This window comes from Azospirillum terrae (genome assembly GCF_053470425.1).
Genome location: NZ_JBPXMR010000005.1, coordinates 1 through 17,650, shown reverse-complemented (window position 1 = coordinate 17,650; position 17,650 = coordinate 1). Strand labels below are relative to the sequence as shown.

Here is a 17,650-nt window from a genome sequence, read left to right as displayed (position 1 = left end):
GTTGTGCGCCGCAACGCTGGTAGTACCATCGACATTTGCGCCTGGATTTTCAGCGCCTTGCGGTCATAGGACTAAAATTGCCATGGTCAAGCCCCCGTCGTTGACTCGGGCAGTCGGGAGGGGTAATTCAATGCGCCAATTCAGGACGCCCCGTCCCTCCTTTCCGTCTCGCTTCACCAGCCGCTGCGGCAATCTTCTTTTCGCCGCGCCCGGCAGCCGATCAGAGGACGACCCAATGGCAAACGGCAGCAGTCGGCCGCTTTCTCCGCATCTTCAAGTCTATCGCTTTCAATGGACCATGGCGCTGTCGATCACGCACCGCATTACGGGTGTGGGTCTGGTCCTGGGCACGCTGCTGCTGAGCTGGTGGCTGATCGCCGCCGCCGCCGGTCCCGACGCGTTCGCGCGGGCGCAGAAGTTCATCGGTTCCGGCCTCGGGCTGCTGCTGCTGTTCGGCTGGACCTGGGCGCTGTTCTTCCACCTCGCCAACGGCATCCGCCATCTGGTGTGGGACGCCGGCTACAGCTTCGAGCTGCAGGACGCCGAGCGTGGTGCGTACATCGTCGCCGGAGCGTCGCTCGGCCTGACGATCGTCACCTGGATCGCCGCCCTGGCGGCGTGGTGAGGGAGTAGATACCTATGACGACGCAATCCTCCAAGAGCCTCCGCTCGCCGCTGGCCCAGGCCCGCGGCCTCGGCTCGTCCAAGCACGGCACCGAGCATTGGTGGCACCAGCGCCTCACCGCGCTGGCGCTGGTCCCGCTGGCGATCTGGTTCGTCTTCGCGGTGATCGCGCACCTCGGCGCCGATTACGCGCAGTTCACCGGCTGGCTGAAGGCCTCGCCGTTCTCGGCGATCATGCTGGTGCTGACCGTCGCCGCCGTGTTCCACCACGCCCAGAGCGGCATGCAGGTGGTCATCGAAGACTACGTCCACGTCGAGTGGCAGAAGCTGGCCGGCGTCATCGCCGTGAAGTTCCTGTGCTTCGCGCTGGCCGCGGCCTGCATCTTCGCCGTCCTCAAGATTTCGTTCGGAGCCTGACGCGCCATGGCGAACGCCTATCAGATCATCGATCACACCTATGACGTCGTCGTCGTCGGCGCCGGTGGTGCTGGCCTGCGCGCCACCTTCGGCATGGCCGAGAAGGGCCTGAAGACGGCCTGCATCACCAAGGTGTTCCCGACCCGCAGCCACACCGTGGCGGCGCAGGGCGGCATCTCGGCGGCCCTCGGCAACATGGGCGAGGACGACTGGCGCTACCACATGTACGACACCGTGAAGGGGTCGGACTGGCTGGGCGACCAGGACGCCATCGAGTACATGTGCCGCGAGGCCATCCCGGCCATCATCGAGCTGGAACACTACGGGATGCCGTTCTCGCGCACCCCGGAAGGCAAGATCTATCAGCGCGCCTTCGGTGGCATGACCGCGCAGTACGGCAAGACGCAGGCCTATCGCACCTGCGCCGCCGCCGACCGCACCGGCCACGCCATGCTGCACACGCTGTACCAGCAGGCCCTGAAGCACGAGGCGGAGTTCTTCGTCGAGTACTTCGGCCTCGACCTGATCATGGATCAGGACGGCACTTGCCGCGGCGTCATGGCCTGGAACCTGGACGACGGCACCATCCACCGCTTCAACGCCCAGCTCGTCGTGCTGGCGACCGGCGGCTACGGCCGCGCCTACTTCTCGTGCACCTCGGCGCACACCTGCACCGGCGACGGCGGCGGCATGGTGATGCGCGCCGGCCTGCCCATGCAGGATCTGGAGTTCGTGCAGTTCCACCCCACCGGCATCTACGGCTCCGGCTGCCTGATCACCGAGGGCGTGCGCGGCGAAGGCGGCTACGTCACCAACTCCAACGGTGAGCGCTTCATGGAGCGCTACGCGCCGTCGGCCAAGGATCTGGCGTCGCGCGACGTGGTGTCGCGCTCGATGACCATCGAGATCCGCGAGGGTCGCGGTGTCGGCGAGCACAAGGACCACATCCACCTGCACCTCGAGCACCTGCCGCCGGAGATCATCCACCAGCGCCTGCCCGGCATCGCCGAGACGGCCAAGATCTTCGCCAACGTGGACGTCACCAAGGAGCCGATCCCGGTTCTGCCGACCGTCCACTACAACATGGGCGGCATTCCGACCAACGTTCACTGCGAGGTGGTGCGTCCGACCAAGGACAACCCCGACGCCACCGTGCCGGGCCTGATGGCCATCGGCGAGGCGGCGTGCGTGTCGGTGCACGGCGCCAACCGCCTGGGCTCCAACTCGCTGCTCGACCTCGTGGTGTTCGGCCGTTCGGCCGCCAACCGCGCCGCGCAGATCGTCGAGAAGGGCAAGGTCCGCGACCTGCCGGCCAACAGCGCCGACTTCGCCCTGGACCGCCTGGACAAGACGCGCAACGCCAAGGGCGAGGTTCGGGTCGCCGACCTGCGCCTGGAAATGCAGAAGGTCATGCAGAACAACTGCGCCGTCTTCCGCACCGGCGAGGTGCTGGAGGAGGGCTGCAAGCTCATCGACCAGACCTTCGCCAAGAAGGGCGGCGTCGGCATCACCGACCGCTCGATGGTGTGGAACTCCGATCTGGTCGAGGCGCTGGAACTGGACAACCTGCTGTTCCAGGCGGTCGGCACCCTGCACTCGGCGCGCAATCGCCTGGAAAGCCGCGGCGCGCACGCCCGCGAGGACTATCCGGAGCGCGATGACGTCAACTGGATGAAGCACACCACGGTGGAAGTCACGGACAAGGGCGATGTGACCCTGGGCGACCGCCCGGTGCACCTCTACACCCTGACCAACGACGTCCAGGTGTTCCCGCCGAAGCCGCGCGTCTACTAAGGCCCCGACCCAGAAGGCAAGGAAGATACCCATGGTTGAGCTCAACCTTCCCGCCAATTCGAAGGTCGGCGTCGGCAAGACGATCAACGCCGCCAACGGTGCGAAGCGGGTCAAGACGTTCAAGATCTATCGCTGGAGCCCCGACGACGGGCAGAACCCGCGGGTCGACACCTATGTGGTCGATCTCGACAAGTTCGGCCCGATGATCCTGGACGCGATCATCTACATCAAGAATACCCTCGACTCGACGCTGACCTTCCGCCGCTCGTGCCGTGAAGGCATCTGCGGCAGCTGCGCGATGAACATCGACGGCCTGAACACGCTGGCCTGCCTGAAGGCCATCGAGGACATCAAGGGCGATGTCAAGATCTACCCGCTGCCGCATCTGCCGGTGGTGAAGGATCTCGTCCCCGACGTGAACCACATCTACGCCCAACTGGCCTCGATCAAGCCGTGGCTGCAAACGCAGTCCCCGGCCCCGAGCCGCGAGCGTCTGCAGTCGCCGGAGGACCGCGCCCGTCTGGACGGCCTCTACGAGTGCATCCTGTGCTTCTGCTGCTCGACCTCGTGCCCCAGCTACTGGTGGAACGGCGACCGTTACCTCGGTCCGTCGGTTCTGCTCCAGGCCTACCGCTGGATCGCCGATTCGCGCGACGAGATGACCGGCGAGCGTCTGGACAATCTCGAAGATCCGTTCCGCCTGTACCGCTGCCACACCATCATGAACTGCACCCAGGCCTGCCCGAAGGGCCTGAATCCGGCGAAGGCCATCGCCGAGATCAAGAAGCTCATGGTGGTCCGCCGCTGAGGCTGGACGTTACCATCGTTGTCGGAGTGGGGGCCGCAAGGCCCCCATTTTCGTTTTTTGCAGCAGCATCATCGCCGGCCATGCCCCATCTCCCCACGCTTCCCGTCGAACCGTCCGTCCTGCTGTTGTGGATGGACCTCGTCGGCATCTTCATCTTCGGGCTGACCGGCGGCACGCTGGCGGTGCGGCACAAGCTGGACGTGTTCGGCGTGCTGGTGCTCGCCATGGCCTGCGCGCTGGCCGGCGGCGTGGTGCGCGACCTGATGATCGGCGCGGTGCCGCCGGCCACCTTCCGCGACGACCGCTATCTGTGGTCGGCGCTCGCCTCGGGCATCGCGGCGTTCTTCGGACACCGCTGGATCGAGCGGATGAGCCGGCCGGTCATGGTGCTGGACGCGCTGGGGCTGGGGATCTTCGCGGTGGCCGGCTGCCAGAAGGCGTTGGCCTATGGGCTGGCGCCACTGCCGGCGGCGCTGCTGGCGGTCATCACCGCCATCGGCGGCGGCGTGCTGCGCGACGTGCTGGTCAGCGAAATCCCCCGCGTGCTGCGCGAGGAGATCTACGCGGTGGCGGCGCTGCTGGCGGCCGTCATCGTCGTTACCGGCACGCGGCTGGGGCTGCCGGAACTGCCGGTCGCGGTGGCCGGCGCGCTCGCCGCCTTCGTGCTGCGCGTGGTCAGCGTCTGGCGGAACTGGAGCGCGCCGCGCGCGCCCTGGTCCTAGCGCTGGGGTCTTAACGCTGCGTGGGAACCGACGGCTGAACGTCGTCACCGCTGGCCGGCACGTCGCCGAGGCCGGGGCGCGGGGTCGCCAGATCGGGGTTGTCGGTGGCGGGCTTGCCGCCCGGCGACGGAGCGTCGGTGTCGCGGGGCGGGGCGGGGCGCAGCGGGCGCGGCGCCGGGGTCATCGACATCCAACCCATGGGGAAAACTCCTCCATCGTTCAGAACCGGACCAGTAAACAAGGCAGATGGGCTTTTGGTGGCCGTTGACCGAGTGCACTGAGGGGGTATCCTCTCTTGTCAGGGGCAGGCACACACCAGAGGGAGGGAACATCATGGCCGGGCACGGCACCGGAACGAGCAGCGCGCTCACCTACGTCAAGGGCGAGTGGCTGGAGGGCAACCCCGGTCTGATCGGACCGATGAGCCACGCCATGTGGCTGGCCTCGCTGGTCTTCGACGGCGCCCGCGCGTTCGAGGGGGTGGCCCCGGACCTCGGCCTGCACTGCGCCCGCTCCGTGCGCTCGGCGCTGGCCATGGGGCTGGCGCCCATGCTGACCGGCGGTGAGATCGAGGAACTGTGCTGGGACGGCATCCGGCGGTTTCCCAAGGACGTGGCGCTCTACATCCGCCCGATGTTCTGGGCCGAGGACGGCTTCGTGGCGCCGGACCCGGACAGCACGCAGTTCGCGCTGACCATCAACGAATCGCCGATGCCGCCCGCCTCGGGCTTCACCGCCTGCCTGTCGACCCGCCGCCGCCCGACGCCGGCCAGCGCGCCGACCGAGGCCAAGGCCGCCTGCCTCTATCCGAACGCCGGGCTGGCCCTGAAGGAAGCGCGCGAGCGCGGCTTCGACAACGCGATCATGCTGGACCCCATCGGCAACGTCGCCGAGTTCGCCACCGCCAACCTGTTCATCGCCAAGGACGGCGCCGCCCACACGCCGGTGCCCAACGGCACCTTCCTCAACGGCATCACCCGCCAGCGCGTCATCGGCCTGCTGCGCGACTCGGGCGTGACGGTGTATGAGCGCACGCTGACCTTCGCGGAGATCATGGACGCCGACGAGGTGTTCTCGACCGGCAATTACTCCAAGGTGGTGCCGGTGACCCGCGTCGAGAGCCGCGATCTTCCGCCCGGCCCGGTCGCCCGGCGCGCCCGTGCGCTGTATTGGGAGTTCGCGCACTCGTGACTTTGGAACGCCGGTCGCACCTGGACGCCACGGCGGTCGGGTGCATGGTCCTGCTGTGCGCCCTGTGGGGCTTGCAGCAGGTCGCGATCAAGGTCGCCAACGCGGGCGTCTCGCCGATCCTCCAGGCCGGATTGCGCTCGGCCGGGGCGGTGCTGCTGCTGTGGGCGTGGTCGGCGTGGCGCGGGCAGAGGCTGTTCGCGCGCGACGGCGCGTTGTGGCCGGGCCTCGCCGCCGGGCTGCTGTTCGCCGCGGAGTTCCTGCTGATCTACACGGCGCTGGTCTACACCAGCGCGTCGCGCGGCGTGCTGCTGCTGTATGCCGCCCCGTTCTGGACGGCCATCGGCCTGCACCTGACTGTGCCGGGCGAGCGGCTGACGCGCATCCAGGCGTTGGGGCTGGTGTGCGCCTTCGTCGGCGTGGCGGTGGCGTTCACCGACGCGTTGCGGCTGCCGACGTGGCGGGAGCTGACCGGAGACTTGATGATCCTGCTGGCCGGCGTGCTGTGGGCGGCGACCACGGTGGTGATCCGCGCCACGCGGCTGATCAAGGTGCCTGCGGCCAAGACGCTGTTCTACCAGCTCGGCATCTCGGCGCTGGTGTTGCCGGTGGCGTCGCTGGTGGCGGGGGAGCCGGGAATCGTCGATCTCACGCCGGCGCTGGTGGCGAACCTTGCCTACCAGACGGTGGTGGTGGCGTTCGCCAGCTATCTGACGTGGTTCTGGCTGATCACCCGCTACCCGGCGTCGCGGCTGGCGGCGTTCTCGTTCCTGACGCCGCTGTTCGGTGTGCTGGCCGGCGGGCTGATCCTGTCGGAACCCATCACCCCGGCGCTGGTGGCGGCGCTGCTGCTGGTGGCTGCGGGGATCAATCTGGTCAATCGGAAGGCTGCGCCGACCCCGGCAGGCCCCTATGCGGCCCAAAAGCGGGCTTGATATGCGGCCGATGTCTGGGCATGCTATGGCCGGTTTCGAGAAGGAATACGGCCATGCAGTTCCGTGAACGCCGCCGCGTGATCCAGGTGATCCGCACCACCTACGACCCCGAGCTGAAGCGCGGCCGCTCGGAAATGCTCGGCAAGCTGGACAAGTCCGCTCCCGCCGTTACCGACGCGCTGCGCGCCGCCTGCACGGCCGAGGAACTGGCGGAGGTCGCCACCTACCTCGACGGCCGGCAGGAAAACCATCGCAGCGCCTCGGTGCGCGCCGGTGCCGAAACGCTGCCCGACCAGATGCGCAAGGCGGCGGAGTACTTTCACGCCCACCAGGACGACAAGGCGCTGGCCTTCGCCACCGAGATCCGCGGCGCCTGGGAGGAGCTGAAGAAGGCCATGCGCAAGGCCGGTTTTTCAAAGGGGAAGGTCCGTCACGCCGCCAAGGCGGTGAAGTCCGAGGAGGTCAAGCCGGCGAAGCCGTTGGTGGCCAAGGCGGCGGTTAAGCCGGCTGTGGTGAAGGCGCCGAAGCCGAAAGCTCCGGCCAAGAAGGCTGTCGCGCCGGAAACCGCGGAGAGTTGAGGCGTCCATTGGAACGGGGCGGCCTTGTGGCTCATCCCGTTCCGCCGCTGCGTCGGCGGCGCCAATGCAGCGCGAACAGGCCGGCCGCGGTCGCGGCGGCCAGCGTCAGAACGGGCCACGGCAGCGCGATCATGTGGCTGCCGACCAGAACGCTGGCGATGGTGAGGGGCAGGATGCCCACGGCGGTGGTCCAGATGAAGGTCCACCAGCCGACGCCGGCCAACCCGGCGGCGTAGTTGATCAGGTTGAACGAGATCACCGGAATCAGCCGCGCCAGGATCAGCCCGCCGGCTCCGGTGCGGTCCGTCCAGGAATCGATGGTCCGCCAGTTCCGCTCGCCGACCAGCGGCCGGACGACCCCTTGCCCCAACCAGCGCGCCAGCGCGAACGCCACCAGCGCGCCGAGCATGGCGCCGCTCCAGGTGAGCGCGGTTCCCACCGCCAGCCCGAACAGCATGCCGTTGGCGACGGCCAGCATTTCGGCGGGGAAGGGCAGGACCGAATGAACCACCATCAGCCCCACCGAAGCGGCCGGCCCCCAGGCGCCCCAGGATAGGATCGCGTCCTCGATGCGGTCCGCCGGGGCGGTCAGGACGCTCAGGTCGAGGGTCCGCAGCCAGGGCCACGCCAGCACGGCGAGCGCCGCCAGACCGGCCGCGCCGGCCGTCAGGAGAGTCTTGCGAAGCGTCATGACGGCGTGCCGCACAGGATGCGCCCGGAAGGATGGCATCGCCGCCCGTGCGGCGCAAAGGGGCAAGTGGTGCCGCCTAATCCGAACGGCGCTCCGCCGCGTGCCGGTGATGCGCCAGCGCCGCGGCCAAACGGGCCAGCCACGAATCTTCGATCACGGCAAGGCCGGGAAGGGCGGAGCGCCGCCGGGCCGCGCCCAGGCGGGCGTCGGCGGCGAGGCGCTGGTGGTGGTGGTACGCGGCGTCGCGCGCCCGATCATCGGCCCTGAGCCGGCCGCCCAATTCCGCCACCCGGACGGCGTGCGCCGGGGGCGGGCCGTCGTGGCGGCGGTGCAAATCGTCGAGCGTGGCCGGAGGGAAGAAAATGCGCGCCATGCGTGCGACTGTGCGCGCGCATGGCGGTCCTGTCAAGGAATTGTGTCCTAGGACGACTTTACTGGCTGGCCCAGACGATGCGGGCCATCCAGGCGATCTCGCTGCGCGGGATCGAGCGGTCGGGGTGGGCGCGGTTGATGGACAGCAGCTCGACCTTGTTGGCGCTCTCGCGCACCAGCTGCTTGGCCATCACCTCGCCGTCCTTGGTGCGCACGACCACACGGTCGCCGCGGCGGATCTGCGCCGCGGGCGAGACAATGACGGTGTCGCCGTCGCGGTACACCGGCTCCATGCTCTCGCCCGACACCTCCAGCGCGTAGGCGTGCGGATCGCCCAGGCTGGGGAACAGCAGCTCGTCCCACCCCGAGCCCACGGGGTAGCCGGCGTCGTCGAAATAGCCGGCGCTGCCTGCCTGCGCATAGCCGATCACCGGCACGCGCTGCACGGCGCCCGGCCCCGACGCCTCGCCGATCAGGCTGACGAACTCGCCCAGCGAGGCGCTCGTCGCCTCCAGCACCTTGGCGATGCTTTCGGTGGAGGGCCAGCGCAGCTTGCCGTCGCTGCTGGTCCGCTTGCTCTTGTTGAACGTGGTCGGATCCAGGCCGGCGCGCTTCGCCAAGCCCGATGCCGACAGCCCGTTCTGCACGGCCAGGCGATCAAGCGCCCGCCAGATATCCGAATGCTTCAACATGGGACCATAGTCTCACAATCCGGCCCCTCAGTCCCTAGGATCATATTCACAAATAACTTGACTGAGGAATATAAACCGAACATAACAGGAACGTCCGTTCCACTCCGCCGCGAGCCCGGGGGTGGGCCGCTCGGAAACCGCGAGCGGGACCCCACCCCGACAGGCGCGGCGCGCAATCCCAAGAGGTGTTTCCGATGGCTCGCGAGCGCATTTATGCCCCCCGTACCGGCGACGCTCCCGGCGTTCCCTTCGGCAGCGCCGAGGAGGCGTGGTTCTGGTCGGTCCAGGCCCAGGAGGCGCGGGCCGAGGGCGCCCGCTGCGCCGCCGGGCTCGGTCTGGTTCAGCGCCCGTGCGAGCCGTTCGACGTGATGCGCGCGGTGGACCGGCTGTACCGCCAGCGCTGCCTGGCGCGGGACCACCTGCACGTGCTGGTCCACTACGGCCGCCGCTCGATGCCGCCCGATCCCGACCGCTTCCGCGAGCAGCGCGCCAGCGTCCTGTGGCGCGAGGCGTTCGATCACATCGGCCCGCTGCTGCGCGACAAGGGCATCGTTCAATGAGCGGCGCGCCCGCTTCCGACACGGCGCCGCCGCGCGCCTGGGTCGTCTTCTGCGGCCGAGCCGAGCTGTGGTGGCTGCGCGTGCTGCGCCCCGGTTTCCGCCACTGCTTCGTGGCGCTGAACGACGGCCGCCACTGGGTGGTGGTCGATCCTCTGGCGCCGTTCACCGACGTGGCGGTGCTGGACCTGCCCGCCGGCTACGACCTGCCGGATTGGTTCCGCGGCCTGGGGCTGACCGTGGTGCCGGCGCGCCTGCGCCGCGGCCTGACCCGGCCGGCGCCGTGGGGTCCCGCCACCTGCGTGGAGGCGGTCAAGCGGGTGCTTGGCCTGCACGCCCCCTTCGTCCTGACGCCCTGGCAGCTGTACCGCCGCCTGACGCGGCCCGGCGCCTGACTAGTCCCCCTTCACACGCCACCCACACCGGGAGATCCCCGCATGGCCAATCTGTTTTCCGCCCCCCGGCCGCCGACGCAGATCATAACGCAGGCGCCGGCCCCGGCTCCGACGCCGCCCCCTCCGCCGGCACCCACGCCCACACCGGAGCCGCCTCCACCGCCACCGCCGCCTCCACCGCCGCCTCCACCGCCGCCCCCGCCCCCTCCGCCGGAGCCGCCTCCGCCGCCGCCCTGGTGGGTGACCAACCCGCCACCGCCGCCCTCCTACGACCCGCCCCCGGCTCCAGCCGCGTCCGCGGCGCCGGTCGTGGCTGCACCGGCGGCGACTCCGGCAACGCCCGCGGCGGACCCGGAGAAGGCCGCCGAGGCCGCCATCCAGCGCCGCCCGCGCAGCCGCATCGGCACGGTCGCCACCTCGTGGCGCGGCGTGCTCAACCCGGACGCCGCGGTGCCCGGACGCAAGCGCCTGCTGGGGGAATAAGCCATGGCGAACCCTCGCAAACCTGATGTTTCCGGCAAGCCCGACGATCCCTCGGCGCTGGTCGAGCGCTTCCGCGCCGCCAAGGCGCGCCGCTCCGTCTGGGAGGCGCACTGGCAGGATTGCTATGACTACAAAAGCTCAACGATGTATTCTATTGTAAATAGAAGCGCATAACATATTGAAATAATTCAATTATCTCGCCTATTGACGGGATTGCCGCCATATACCATCTTTAGGGGTATGGAGCATGGACAGCCATCGACGTTGCGCGTCCGGGCGCCGTTCCGAGTTATGGTATCCGTCTTCACTGGCGGCGAACGCTGTCCGATGCTCGTGGATGCCACCGGCGTACCGCTCTTCGACCCCACGGTCTGGTCGATCTCTTCGCACCGTCACAAGAGCGCAGCGACGATGGAGCAGGCTCTGCGCGGGGCGATGCTGCTTCACCTGTTCTGCCTGCGGCGAGGCATCGACCTGATAGAGCGCGTCCGCGACGGTTCCTTCTTCGACGTCGGAGAGCTCGACGCTTTGGCCGCAGATGCCGCTCGGCCCTTCGCCAATTTATCGGTACAGCTACCGTCACAGGCCAGGGTCCACAGGCGGAGCGGTGGGGCTGCGAAGGTGACGCGTTTCCTGCGCAGGTTGCCGTCCGTTAAGCAAGTGCCGACCGTGGATCCGGAAACGACCCGCATCCGCCTCCACTACCTCAAGGACTATCTGAAGTGGCTTGGAACTAGGCAAAGGCTGAGGCTCGCTGACGGTGCGCCGAACAGCGTGGCCGTAGCCCACGGTTACGGGGTGCAACTGGATACCGTTTTAGAGCAGATCCAGGAGCGTATGCCGAATCCCATCGACGACCGCGGACGGGTTAGCCTCACTGCGGAGCAACTGGCGCGGCTGCTTGAGATTGCCGCACCGGATAGTCCGTCGAATCCATGGAAGAAACCGTTCGTCCGCCTGCGGAACTGGCTCATCATTCGCTGGCTTCTCGCAACAGGAATGCGTCGGGGGGAGTTCTTGGGAGCCTGGGTGAGGGATTTCAATCGCGGGCGTGGCTACCTGGAAATCCGACGCCGCCACGACGACAAAGCCGATCCCCGCGTGCGGCAGCCCAACGCCAAGACCCTTGAGCGCTTCGCGCCGCTCAACGAAGAAATGGTGGAGATTGGTGAACGGTATCTGGTGGCTCGCAACAGCATCATCGCTGCCAGGAAGCACCCCTTCCTACTCGTCTCCGAGGACGGCAATCCGCTCTCGCTCTCTTCTATCACAGAAGTATTCGCCGTACTTCGAGAGCATCTGCGGCAAGAATTCTCAGATATCGAGCTAAGCGCGCACGTCCTGCGGCACCAGTGGAACCAAGATTTTTCAGCCTATGCGGATGGCATCTGTTTAGATGAGGACGATGAGGTCAAAGAACGTTGTTGGCTAATGGGATGGTCTCTGACTTCCTCAATGCCTACCCACTACCTTAAGCGCCGAACAAAGTCAATGGCCGACGAGCACAGTAAGGCGATGCAAGGAGGCCTCATGCGTCATCGTCAGGAAATCCTGGCTCGGTTGGGCAAGGAGACCGCCAATGAATAGTCAGATCCAACGACCGACTGTTGTCGACGATTTGCCCCGGCAGGCACTAACGAGCGATGGAATTGCATATGATCCGCGGGATGACGAGTGGCAGATTCTGACGACCAAGCGCCGATTTCACTTCAATTTTCAAAGCATCGAAGCTTCATCTTTGTTGTTGGTTAGCCTCAAGAAATTCATGGTCCACTTGCTCCGGACCGGCGCGCCCTCAACGGCTCAAGCAAAGTACCGCTACATTACGAGCCTTCTGCGTCACATTGCTGAGCACGATCCTTGGACCGAAACTATTACCCAGGCGCACCTAGCAAACCACCGTGCTTCGCTGGGACCGCGAGGCTTATACGACACGACACACCTCCACCAAGCCATCTGTCAATGGGCAAGACTGGGCATTCCCGGCGTCTCTGATGAGGCCTTTGCTTATGCCAGGGAAGCTAGCAGGCACAGACATCCGGCGGGTAAGGCCGTGCGACAACGGGATCCGCACAAGGGTCCCTTCTCGGACCTCGAATATGACGGCATCTGCAAGGCACTTCATGTCGCCTTCGCCGAGGGAAATGTTTCGATTGCCGATTACAGCCTGTGCCTTCTGAGCATCGCGCTTGGGGCGCGACCAGAGCAATTTGCTTCGCTCTGGCTCAAAGACCTGAAGATCGTTTCCGCTTCGGCTGGTATCTCTTACGTGTTGGCGGTCCCCAGGGCGAAAGGAGGCCGGCGCTTTCGGGCGCAGTTCACTGACCGCCCACTGACAGAAGAGATCGGCATCGTCATTGAGGCGCAAGCTCGGCTTGTCCGCGACATTGCGTTGGCCGCCGGCATGGAAAGGCCTGAGGAGGCGCCTCTATTCCCGGCGCGGCGGAAGACCGCTCTATTCTATGGAGAGGGCACGGCTCCCGTGCAGATGACCCCGAGTGCTATCGGGAGGCAGATCATGCGCTGTATTGGAAGCCTCCGCGTTCGATCCGAACGCACAGGCATGCCGATCAATTTCACCGCCACCAGGGCAAGAAGGACAGTCGGCACCCGAGCGGCGTTGGAGGGGCGGTCTCTGGCCGAAATCGCTTCCCTACTTGATCACAGCACCCTCGACAGCGCGCGCATCTATATCGAACTGCGCGGTCAGCTTCTGGAGCGGCTTGACAAGAAATTGGCACTTCATCTTGCGCCCCTAGCACAGCGCTTCGCAGGCACGCTCATCCCTCGCGGCCAGGACGCGGCGCAGGGAATCGCGCGCCACGTGGTCAGCCCCATAGGCCAAGCCGTAATCGATATCGGAGGGTGCAGCAAACATAGTCTCTGCGGCATGGGCAAGCCTATCGCGTGCTACACGTGCAGGCTATTCCGGCCTTGGCTGGACGGGCCGCACGAGGCAGTCCTCGATGACCTGATCGAAAGGCGGGAACGGATGGCCGGCGAGGGCTCGATCCAAGTCGCGGTGGGCCTTGATGATACTATCGTCGCATGCGCCGAGGTGGTACGGCAGTGTTACGAGCGGAAATCAGTCGCAGAGGAGCTGAGTCATGGCTGATTTTGCAGCTTTTGTTCCCAGGTCCGATGTCGTGGCGTCCAGTAACATGCAAGATTTTGTCAAATTCTGCCGCGAAGAACTGACTACATTCGGGAGTGATATTGATTTCGATTCTGCTACATGGAATGTAACAAGTCACTACTATTCTCGCGGATATTCTTATCGTTTATTTCTTAATTTCACGCTGCCTGGCCCGAGTAACAGGATGATCGGCCCGCCAATGCCCGAGCCGTTCGCCAGCCAAATCAAGGCGTATATCCGGTATAGCGCCGCTACATCCGCCAATCGCTGCCCGCCACGCATGAAGCTGGTCGCCATGCGCGTCCTTCTTGCCGCTTTTCAGGACAAGGGGTTGGTGCCTGACTTATGCAGGCTCGATATCCAGATTCTCGACCACGCGATCGCCTTGGCGACTCGGAAAAATTCCGACCATGCTCCAATGTGCGGCGGCCACTTCCGCTCCCTCGCGCGCTTTCTGAAGGAAAAGAAGCTGGCCGCACATGCTCCTCTCGACTGGAAACATGGCTGTAGTTGGGGCAAGAACGAGATACTGCGTATCGGGAAGGAGGCGGAAGCCAAGCGAGCGCAACGGTTACCCTCGCCGGAGGCCTTGGCCGCTCTCCCGGAAGCATTCCGGAAAGCAACGGAGCCGAGGGACACCATTGCCACGTCGGTGCTGGCACTCCTCTGCTGCGCACCATCACGCATCAATGAGATCTTCGCCTTGCCGCACGACTGCGAAATCAAGCCGTTGACGGAGGCGGAAGGCGGCACCACGCTGCGTTGGGCTGGATCCAAGGGATTCCACGACTTTGCCAAGGACATTCCTTCCGTCATGGCCGACGTGGCGCGAGAGGCCGTTTCCAAGCTGCGACAGCACACGGACGAGGCCCGTCGCATTGCCGCTTGGTACGAGGAGCATCCTGGCGATCTCTACCTTCCAGCGGACTGCGAACACCTGCGCGGCGCAGATCTCATCGCTGAAGAGATCGCACGCATCATTGGTCTTGCTCATGGGCAAAACTGGCACGTTACCGCCTCAAAGTATGGTGTTTCCGCCAACGGTTACAGGAATTGGCACGGAAAGGTGCCGACGAAAGTCTTTAGTTTTCGCGACATCGAGAAATTCTTGTTGAGATTTCTGCCGCCGAACTTCCCTGTCTTCGACAGGGCCACAGGCCTACGCTATAGTGAAGCACTGATGGTTGGCCGCAAATACGAGTTCTCAAACAGAAAATCGCAAAATATAGCGTGGCGTTGCATGGTTGCTCCATTAACATACAATAATATTGTTGATCAGTTCAATGCATATAGTGACAAGCTTGGGCGAGGTATATTTAATCGACTTGGCATATCTGCTCACGATAGTCCAATCAAGCTCCGTCCGCATCAGCTGCGTCATTATCTCAACACGCTTGCCCAGATCGGTGGCTTGTCCGAGCTCGAGATCGCCGCTTGGAGCGGGCGGAGGGATGTTGCGCAGAACCGCGCCTACGACCACCGCACTCCCGAGGAGATGCTGGAGCGCATGCGTAGCCGGGAACGGGCCATCGCCCTGGCCTCAGGTGGCAGGACAGTCAAGGTCAATGCTCCGGTCACCCATGGCGAGATCCGGCAGCGGAATGTCCACGGCCATGAGACCGAGTTCGGGTTCTGCGAGCACGATTTTTCATCTGGCCCCTGCGTCATGTTCATGGATTGCTTGCACTGCACCAAGCACACCTGCGTCAAGGGTCGAGATCCCCGGCATCGCGAACGAGTTGCCCTCGCCCTTAATACGGCGCGGCGACACCTCGCCATCGCCCAGAAGGCAGTGTTCGAATGCGACTACGGCGCCGACGAGTTTGTGCAGGCCCATTCCGAGACGGTGCAGCGTTTGGAGCAGCTGCTAACCATCCTGTCGGATGACAACGTTCCCGATGGATCGGTCATTCGCCTCTCGAAGTCTGGACGCTTCTCGTTGGTGGAGCAGTCCGTTAGGGATCATGAACGGGCCCTCGGCATTGTCCTGCTTTCATCCCCTGATCGGGCCGCGCTACCTGCTTCCGTCAAGGAGAAGACGCATGGCTGAGGCGAGTCCGAGGGGCAGACGCCGCCGCCGCGCCCCAACGATCACCGAAGAACGCATTGCAGCCATTGTCGAGATCATTCGCAACTGGGAAGGGCGCCTGACGTGGGACACCCTTTGCAGTGCTGTCGAGCACCAAACCGGTGCTAGGTACACGCGGCAGGCCCTCGACAAACACACGCAAATCAAGGTTGCCTTCCAGGCGTATAGGGTAAGACCCTCGCCTCCGATGGGCGGCCGGAAGATTAGCCAAGCGGAGCAGCGCATCTTGGTGCTCCAAAGGCAAGTCCACGAGCTGGAAAAACTGCGCGATACTCTTCTCGAGAGGTTTGCTCGGTGGGCCTATAACGCTAGCACGCGCGATCTCGACGAGGCATTCCTGGATCAGCCGTTGCGCCCCATTGATCGGGCTGGAACGCGTTGAAATGGCCAAGTTGTGCATCGGTGCCAGCTTGGAGTCATTTTTGCAACAGAGTCTTGCATAATTACCCGCGGCGGCAGCTGGTGCATTTCAGGTTTTTGTCTGTCGCCCCTCGATCACGATGTATTCTATAAGATCGCTCATCTGAATATTTAACGCACCACAAAGTGCGGCAATAAGCAGAAGGCTTGGGTTTCTGCGCCCGTTCTCGAGCTGTCTGAGGTAGCCGATCGCGATACCCGCCCAGTGGGCGACTTCCTCGTACGCGTCCGGTGAGCCTTTCAATTACCCACAACCGGCCGGGTCGCCGGTGACGGCGGCGTCCGCCTCGAACCTGGACGGTCTCCAGCCTGTTGGCATCGAACGATGTTCGGGAGGTGCGTAAGCAGCTACGGAACGCCGCCTTGCCGGAGATGAGGTGACCGGCGAAGAGCGAGTCTACGGAGGCTCCAAGGGAGCCCCATTGGAGGCTCGCTTGATGTCGAGAGTGGAGATCATCACCGGCCGCGGTGAGCGGCGGCGGTGGAGCGCCGAAGAGAAAGCCCGGTTGGTGGCCGAGACGTACGAGCCCGGGGCAGTCATCACCCACGTGGCCCGTCGGCACGGCGTGGCCGAGAGCTGCCTGCACCTGTGGCGCAAGCAACTGGGGATCCCCGGCGCCGTCGTCCCGAACGAGCTGATCCCGGTGACGCTGGATGGGCCGCCGGTCGCCAGCCCGGAGGCGCCGCCTTCACCGGCGCCATCACGCGCCTTGATCACCTTTCCCGACGGGACACGCCTGTGACCTGCCCCCACGTGGGACACCAGAGACTATGTTAGCCAAAACCGCCCGGCGGCTCCTGTCCAGCCCGGCGGAGCGTAGCGGAGCCGGGCTGGACAGGAGCCGGCACCACCGCGGCCGGCGCCGGTGGGCGGTAACCAAGCGCGCTGTGAGGACGCATGGTGTTGTAGGCGGCGCGCCAGCGCTCGATGAGCACCTGGGCCTCGTGCAACGTGTAGAAGATCTCCCGCGCGAGCAGCTCGTCGCGCAGCTTGCCATTGAAGCTCTCGTTGTAGCCGTTCTCCCACGGGCTGCCCGGCTCGATGAACAGCGTCGTCACCCCGACCTGCGCCAGCCAGTCGCGTACCGCCGTGGCGGCGAACTCCGGGCCGTTGTCGGAGCGGATGAAGTCCGGTGGGCCACGCTGGACGAACAGCTCGGCCACCCGATGCAGGACGTCATCCGAGGTGAGCTGGCGGGCGACGTCGATGGCCAGGCACTCGCGGGTGAACTCGTCGATGATGGTCAGCATGCGGAAGCTCCGTCCATCGTGTCCATCGTGCGTGCGGTCGGTAACGAAGTCGTCGGCCCAGACGTGGTTGGGCCAGCTTGGGCGCAGACGCACGCACGAGCCGTCGGTCAGCCACAGTCGTCCCCGCTTGGGCTGCTTCTTGGTGGGTACCTTCAGCCCCTCCCGGCGCCAGATCCGCTCGACCCGCTTGTGGTTCACCCGCCAGCCCTCCTGACGCAGCAACGCGGTGATGCGCCGGTAGCCGTAGCGGCCATACTGACCGGCCAACCGCACAATCGCGGAGGTGAGCGCATCCTCGTCGGCCAGAATCGCAGGCATGTGTGCAACGACAATTTCGAAGTCCGGCCAGCGTCAATTACGGGTTCTTCCGCATTTTTGGTGCAAAACAGCCCTCGGTGGAATGGCTTTAGGGACGACAACTTCACGCGGCGGCCAGAACCCGGCTTCGCAGCAGGTCGTGCTTCGCCCGGCCGTACATTTGCCGCTTCAACCCTTTCA

23 protein-coding genes and 1 pseudogene are annotated in these 17,650 nt (G+C 65.3%); 17 read left to right on the top strand and 7 right to left on the bottom strand.

The window, feature by feature from the left end:
- Positions 1-298 precede the first annotated feature (298 nt).
- The 5 genes from sdhC to ACSVDD_RS14560 all read left to right on the top strand — a co-directional run bounded on the left by sdhC (position 299) and on the right by ACSVDD_RS14560 (position 4,365).
- A complete protein-coding gene (gene sdhC, locus ACSVDD_RS14580) occupies positions 299-625 on the top strand; it encodes a succinate dehydrogenase, cytochrome b556 subunit (RefSeq protein ID WP_448190091.1) in 327 nt (108 codons plus the stop codon).
- 14 nt (positions 626-639) lie between these two features.
- Positions 640-1,041 carry a succinate dehydrogenase, hydrophobic membrane anchor protein gene (gene sdhD, locus ACSVDD_RS14575; protein ID WP_448190090.1) on the top strand — a complete coding sequence of 134 codons (402 nt, stop codon included), beginning with the start codon at positions 640-642 and terminating at the stop codon, positions 1,039-1,041.
- A 6-nt stretch (positions 1,042-1,047) separates the two neighbouring features.
- On the top strand, positions 1,048-2,835 hold the full coding sequence (gene sdhA / locus ACSVDD_RS14570) for a succinate dehydrogenase flavoprotein subunit (RefSeq protein WP_448190089.1): 1,788 nt from the start codon (positions 1,048-1,050) through the stop codon (positions 2,833-2,835).
- A gap of 31 nt (positions 2,836-2,866) precedes the next feature.
- Positions 2,867-3,643, top strand: coding sequence for a succinate dehydrogenase iron-sulfur subunit (locus tag ACSVDD_RS14565; protein WP_448190088.1), 777 nt, complete (start codon positions 2,867-2,869; stop codon positions 3,641-3,643).
- Between the two features lie 80 nt (positions 3,644-3,723).
- The gene (locus ACSVDD_RS14560; protein ID WP_448190087.1) at positions 3,724-4,365 is read left to right on the top strand and encodes a trimeric intracellular cation channel family protein; all 642 of its coding nucleotides are present in this window, start codon (positions 3,724-3,726) and stop codon (positions 4,363-4,365) included.
- A gap of 10 nt (positions 4,366-4,375) precedes the next feature.
- Here ACSVDD_RS14560 and ACSVDD_RS14555 read toward each other — a convergent pair whose 3' ends face one another.
- Positions 4,376-4,564, bottom strand: coding sequence for a hypothetical protein (locus tag ACSVDD_RS14555; protein WP_448190086.1), 189 nt, complete (start codon positions 4,562-4,564; stop codon positions 4,376-4,378).
- 134 nt (positions 4,565-4,698) lie between these two features.
- Between ACSVDD_RS14555 and ACSVDD_RS14550 the strand changes: the two genes are divergently transcribed.
- From ACSVDD_RS14550 to ACSVDD_RS14540, 3 genes are read left to right on the top strand one after another with little or no spacing between them, the layout of a single operon-like run.
- The gene (locus ACSVDD_RS14550) at positions 4,699-5,556 is read left to right on the top strand and encodes a branched-chain amino acid aminotransferase (RefSeq protein ID WP_448190085.1); all 858 of its coding nucleotides are present in this window, start codon (positions 4,699-4,701) and stop codon (positions 5,554-5,556) included.
- Positions 5,553-6,488, top strand: coding sequence for a DMT family transporter (locus ACSVDD_RS14545; protein ID WP_448190084.1), 936 nt, complete (start codon positions 5,553-5,555; stop codon positions 6,486-6,488). The genes ACSVDD_RS14550 and ACSVDD_RS14545 overlap by 4 nt, the downstream gene beginning before the upstream one ends.
- Before the next feature lie 53 nt (positions 6,489-6,541).
- The gene (locus ACSVDD_RS14540; RefSeq protein ID WP_448190083.1) at positions 6,542-7,066 is read left to right on the top strand and encodes a hypothetical protein; all 525 of its coding nucleotides are present in this window, start codon (positions 6,542-6,544) and stop codon (positions 7,064-7,066) included.
- A gap of 31 nt (positions 7,067-7,097) precedes the next feature.
- On the opposite strand, the gene ACSVDD_RS14535 is transcribed toward ACSVDD_RS14540, so the two are convergent.
- The 3 genes from ACSVDD_RS14535 to ACSVDD_RS14525 all read right to left on the bottom strand — a co-directional run bounded on the left by ACSVDD_RS14535 (position 7,098) and on the right by ACSVDD_RS14525 (position 8,821).
- Complete coding sequence (locus ACSVDD_RS14535) at positions 7,098-7,757, bottom strand: TVP38/TMEM64 family protein (RefSeq protein ID WP_448190082.1); 660 nt, start codon at positions 7,755-7,757, stop codon at positions 7,098-7,100.
- A gap of 76 nt (positions 7,758-7,833) precedes the next feature.
- Positions 7,834-8,130 (bottom strand): hypothetical protein, encoded by a 297-nt coding sequence (locus tag ACSVDD_RS14530; protein WP_448190081.1) that lies wholly within the window; start codon positions 8,128-8,130, stop codon positions 7,834-7,836.
- A 58-nt stretch (positions 8,131-8,188) separates the two neighbouring features.
- Positions 8,189-8,821, bottom strand: a complete 633-nt coding sequence (locus ACSVDD_RS14525) for a S24 family peptidase (RefSeq protein WP_448190080.1) — start codon at positions 8,819-8,821, stop codon at positions 8,189-8,191.
- 194 nt (positions 8,822-9,015) lie between these two features.
- Here ACSVDD_RS14525 and ACSVDD_RS14520 point away from each other — a divergent pair, with 194 nt between their 5' ends.
- Both ACSVDD_RS14520 and ACSVDD_RS14515 read left to right on the top strand, forming a co-directional pair.
- Positions 9,016-9,381 (top strand): hypothetical protein, encoded by a 366-nt coding sequence (locus tag ACSVDD_RS14520; protein WP_448190079.1) that lies wholly within the window; start codon positions 9,016-9,018, stop codon positions 9,379-9,381.
- On the top strand, positions 9,378-9,773 hold the full coding sequence (locus ACSVDD_RS14515; RefSeq protein ID WP_448190078.1) for a hypothetical protein: 396 nt from the start codon (positions 9,378-9,380) through the stop codon (positions 9,771-9,773). Before ACSVDD_RS14520 ends, ACSVDD_RS14515 begins: the two co-directional genes overlap by 4 nt.
- Positions 9,774-9,855: 82 nt before the next feature.
- Here the strand turns inward: ACSVDD_RS14515 and ACSVDD_RS14510 are convergent, their stop codons facing one another.
- Complete coding sequence (locus tag ACSVDD_RS14510; protein WP_448190077.1) at positions 9,856-10,029, bottom strand: hypothetical protein; 174 nt, start codon at positions 10,027-10,029, stop codon at positions 9,856-9,858.
- A gap of 53 nt (positions 10,030-10,082) precedes the next feature.
- Here ACSVDD_RS14510 and ACSVDD_RS14505 point away from each other — a divergent pair, with 53 nt between their 5' ends.
- The 6 genes from ACSVDD_RS14505 (at position 10,083) to ACSVDD_RS14480 (ending at position 15,863) form a co-directional block, all read left to right on the top strand.
- Positions 10,083-10,256, top strand: coding sequence for a hypothetical protein (locus ACSVDD_RS14505; protein WP_448190076.1), 174 nt, complete (start codon positions 10,083-10,085; stop codon positions 10,254-10,256).
- Positions 10,257-10,259: 3 nt separating this feature from the next.
- Positions 10,260-10,430 (top strand): hypothetical protein, encoded by a 171-nt coding sequence (locus ACSVDD_RS14500; protein ID WP_448190075.1) that lies wholly within the window; start codon positions 10,260-10,262, stop codon positions 10,428-10,430.
- Between the two features lie 153 nt (positions 10,431-10,583).
- Positions 10,584-11,843: a tyrosine-type recombinase/integrase gene (locus tag ACSVDD_RS14495; RefSeq protein ID WP_448190074.1), complete on the top strand. Its 1,260-nt coding sequence runs from the start codon at positions 10,584-10,586 to the stop codon at positions 11,841-11,843.
- Entirely contained in the window at positions 11,836-13,371 is a 1,536-nt protein-coding gene (locus ACSVDD_RS14490) for a site-specific integrase (RefSeq protein WP_448190073.1), read from the top strand. The genes ACSVDD_RS14495 and ACSVDD_RS14490 overlap by 8 nt, the downstream gene beginning before the upstream one ends.
- Complete coding sequence (locus tag ACSVDD_RS14485; protein ID WP_448190072.1) at positions 13,364-15,442, top strand: hypothetical protein; 2,079 nt, start codon at positions 13,364-13,366, stop codon at positions 15,440-15,442. The genes ACSVDD_RS14490 and ACSVDD_RS14485 overlap by 8 nt, the downstream gene beginning before the upstream one ends.
- Positions 15,435-15,863 (top strand): hypothetical protein, encoded by a 429-nt coding sequence (locus ACSVDD_RS14480; RefSeq protein ID WP_448190071.1) that lies wholly within the window; start codon positions 15,435-15,437, stop codon positions 15,861-15,863. Before ACSVDD_RS14485 ends, ACSVDD_RS14480 begins: the two co-directional genes overlap by 8 nt.
- An 87-nt stretch (positions 15,864-15,950) precedes the next feature.
- Here ACSVDD_RS14480 and ACSVDD_RS14475 read toward each other — a convergent pair whose 3' ends face one another.
- A complete protein-coding gene (locus tag ACSVDD_RS14475) occupies positions 15,951-16,145 on the bottom strand; it encodes a helix-turn-helix domain-containing protein (protein ID WP_448190070.1) in 195 nt (64 codons plus the stop codon).
- 193 nt (positions 16,146-16,338) lie between these two features.
- On the opposite strand from ACSVDD_RS14475, the gene tnpA reads away from it, so the two are divergent.
- Positions 16,339-16,644: an IS66-like element accessory protein TnpA gene (gene tnpA / locus ACSVDD_RS14470; RefSeq protein WP_448190069.1), complete on the top strand. Its 306-nt coding sequence runs from the start codon at positions 16,339-16,341 to the stop codon at positions 16,642-16,644.
- Positions 16,645-16,675: 31 nt separating this feature from the next.
- On the opposite strand, the pseudogene ACSVDD_RS14465 reads toward tnpA, so the two are convergent.
- A pseudogene (locus ACSVDD_RS14465) lies at positions 16,676-17,467 on the bottom strand (IS3 family transposase); the annotation flags it as partial.
- Positions 17,468-17,650: the final 183 nt, after the last annotated feature.

Bases quoted from the DNA above. Each gene is read 5' to 3' on its own strand.
- sdhC (WP_448190091.1), top strand. From the start codon at position 299: ATGGCGCTGTCGATCACGCACCGCATTACGGGTGTGGGTCTGGTCCTG.
- sdhD (WP_448190090.1), top strand. From the start codon at position 640: ATGACGACGCAATCCTCCAAGAGCCTCCGCTCGCCGCTGGCCCAGGCC.
- sdhA (WP_448190089.1), top strand. From the start codon at position 1,048: ATGGCGAACGCCTATCAGATCATCGATCACACCTATGACGTCGTCGTC.
- ACSVDD_RS14565 (WP_448190088.1), top strand. From the start codon at position 2,867: ATGGTTGAGCTCAACCTTCCCGCCAATTCGAAGGTCGGCGTCGGCAAG.
- ACSVDD_RS14560 (WP_448190087.1), top strand. From the start codon at position 3,724: ATGCCCCATCTCCCCACGCTTCCCGTCGAACCGTCCGTCCTGCTGTTG.
- ACSVDD_RS14555 (WP_448190086.1), bottom strand. From the start codon at position 4,564: ATGGGTTGGATGTCGATGACCCCGGCGCCGCGCCCGCTGCGCCCCGCC.
- ACSVDD_RS14550 (WP_448190085.1), top strand. From the start codon at position 4,699: ATGGCCGGGCACGGCACCGGAACGAGCAGCGCGCTCACCTACGTCAAG.
- ACSVDD_RS14540 (WP_448190083.1), top strand. From the start codon at position 6,542: ATGCAGTTCCGTGAACGCCGCCGCGTGATCCAGGTGATCCGCACCACC.
- ACSVDD_RS14535 (WP_448190082.1), bottom strand. From the start codon at position 7,757: ATGACGCTTCGCAAGACTCTCCTGACGGCCGGCGCGGCCGGTCTGGCG.
- ACSVDD_RS14530 (WP_448190081.1), bottom strand. From the start codon at position 8,130: ATGGCGCGCATTTTCTTCCCTCCGGCCACGCTCGACGATTTGCACCGC.
- ACSVDD_RS14525 (WP_448190080.1), bottom strand. From the start codon at position 8,821: ATGTTGAAGCATTCGGATATCTGGCGGGCGCTTGATCGCCTGGCCGTG.
- ACSVDD_RS14520 (WP_448190079.1), top strand. From the start codon at position 9,016: ATGGCTCGCGAGCGCATTTATGCCCCCCGTACCGGCGACGCTCCCGGC.
- ACSVDD_RS14515 (WP_448190078.1), top strand. From the start codon at position 9,378: ATGAGCGGCGCGCCCGCTTCCGACACGGCGCCGCCGCGCGCCTGGGTC.
- ACSVDD_RS14500 (WP_448190075.1), top strand. From the start codon at position 10,260: ATGGCGAACCCTCGCAAACCTGATGTTTCCGGCAAGCCCGACGATCCC.
- ACSVDD_RS14495 (WP_448190074.1), top strand. From the start codon at position 10,584: ATGCTCGTGGATGCCACCGGCGTACCGCTCTTCGACCCCACGGTCTGG.
- ACSVDD_RS14490 (WP_448190073.1), top strand. From the start codon at position 11,836: ATGAATAGTCAGATCCAACGACCGACTGTTGTCGACGATTTGCCCCGG.
- ACSVDD_RS14485 (WP_448190072.1), top strand. From the start codon at position 13,364: ATGGCTGATTTTGCAGCTTTTGTTCCCAGGTCCGATGTCGTGGCGTCC.
- ACSVDD_RS14480 (WP_448190071.1), top strand. From the start codon at position 15,435: ATGGCTGAGGCGAGTCCGAGGGGCAGACGCCGCCGCCGCGCCCCAACG.
- tnpA (WP_448190069.1), top strand. From the start codon at position 16,339: ATGTCGAGAGTGGAGATCATCACCGGCCGCGGTGAGCGGCGGCGGTGG.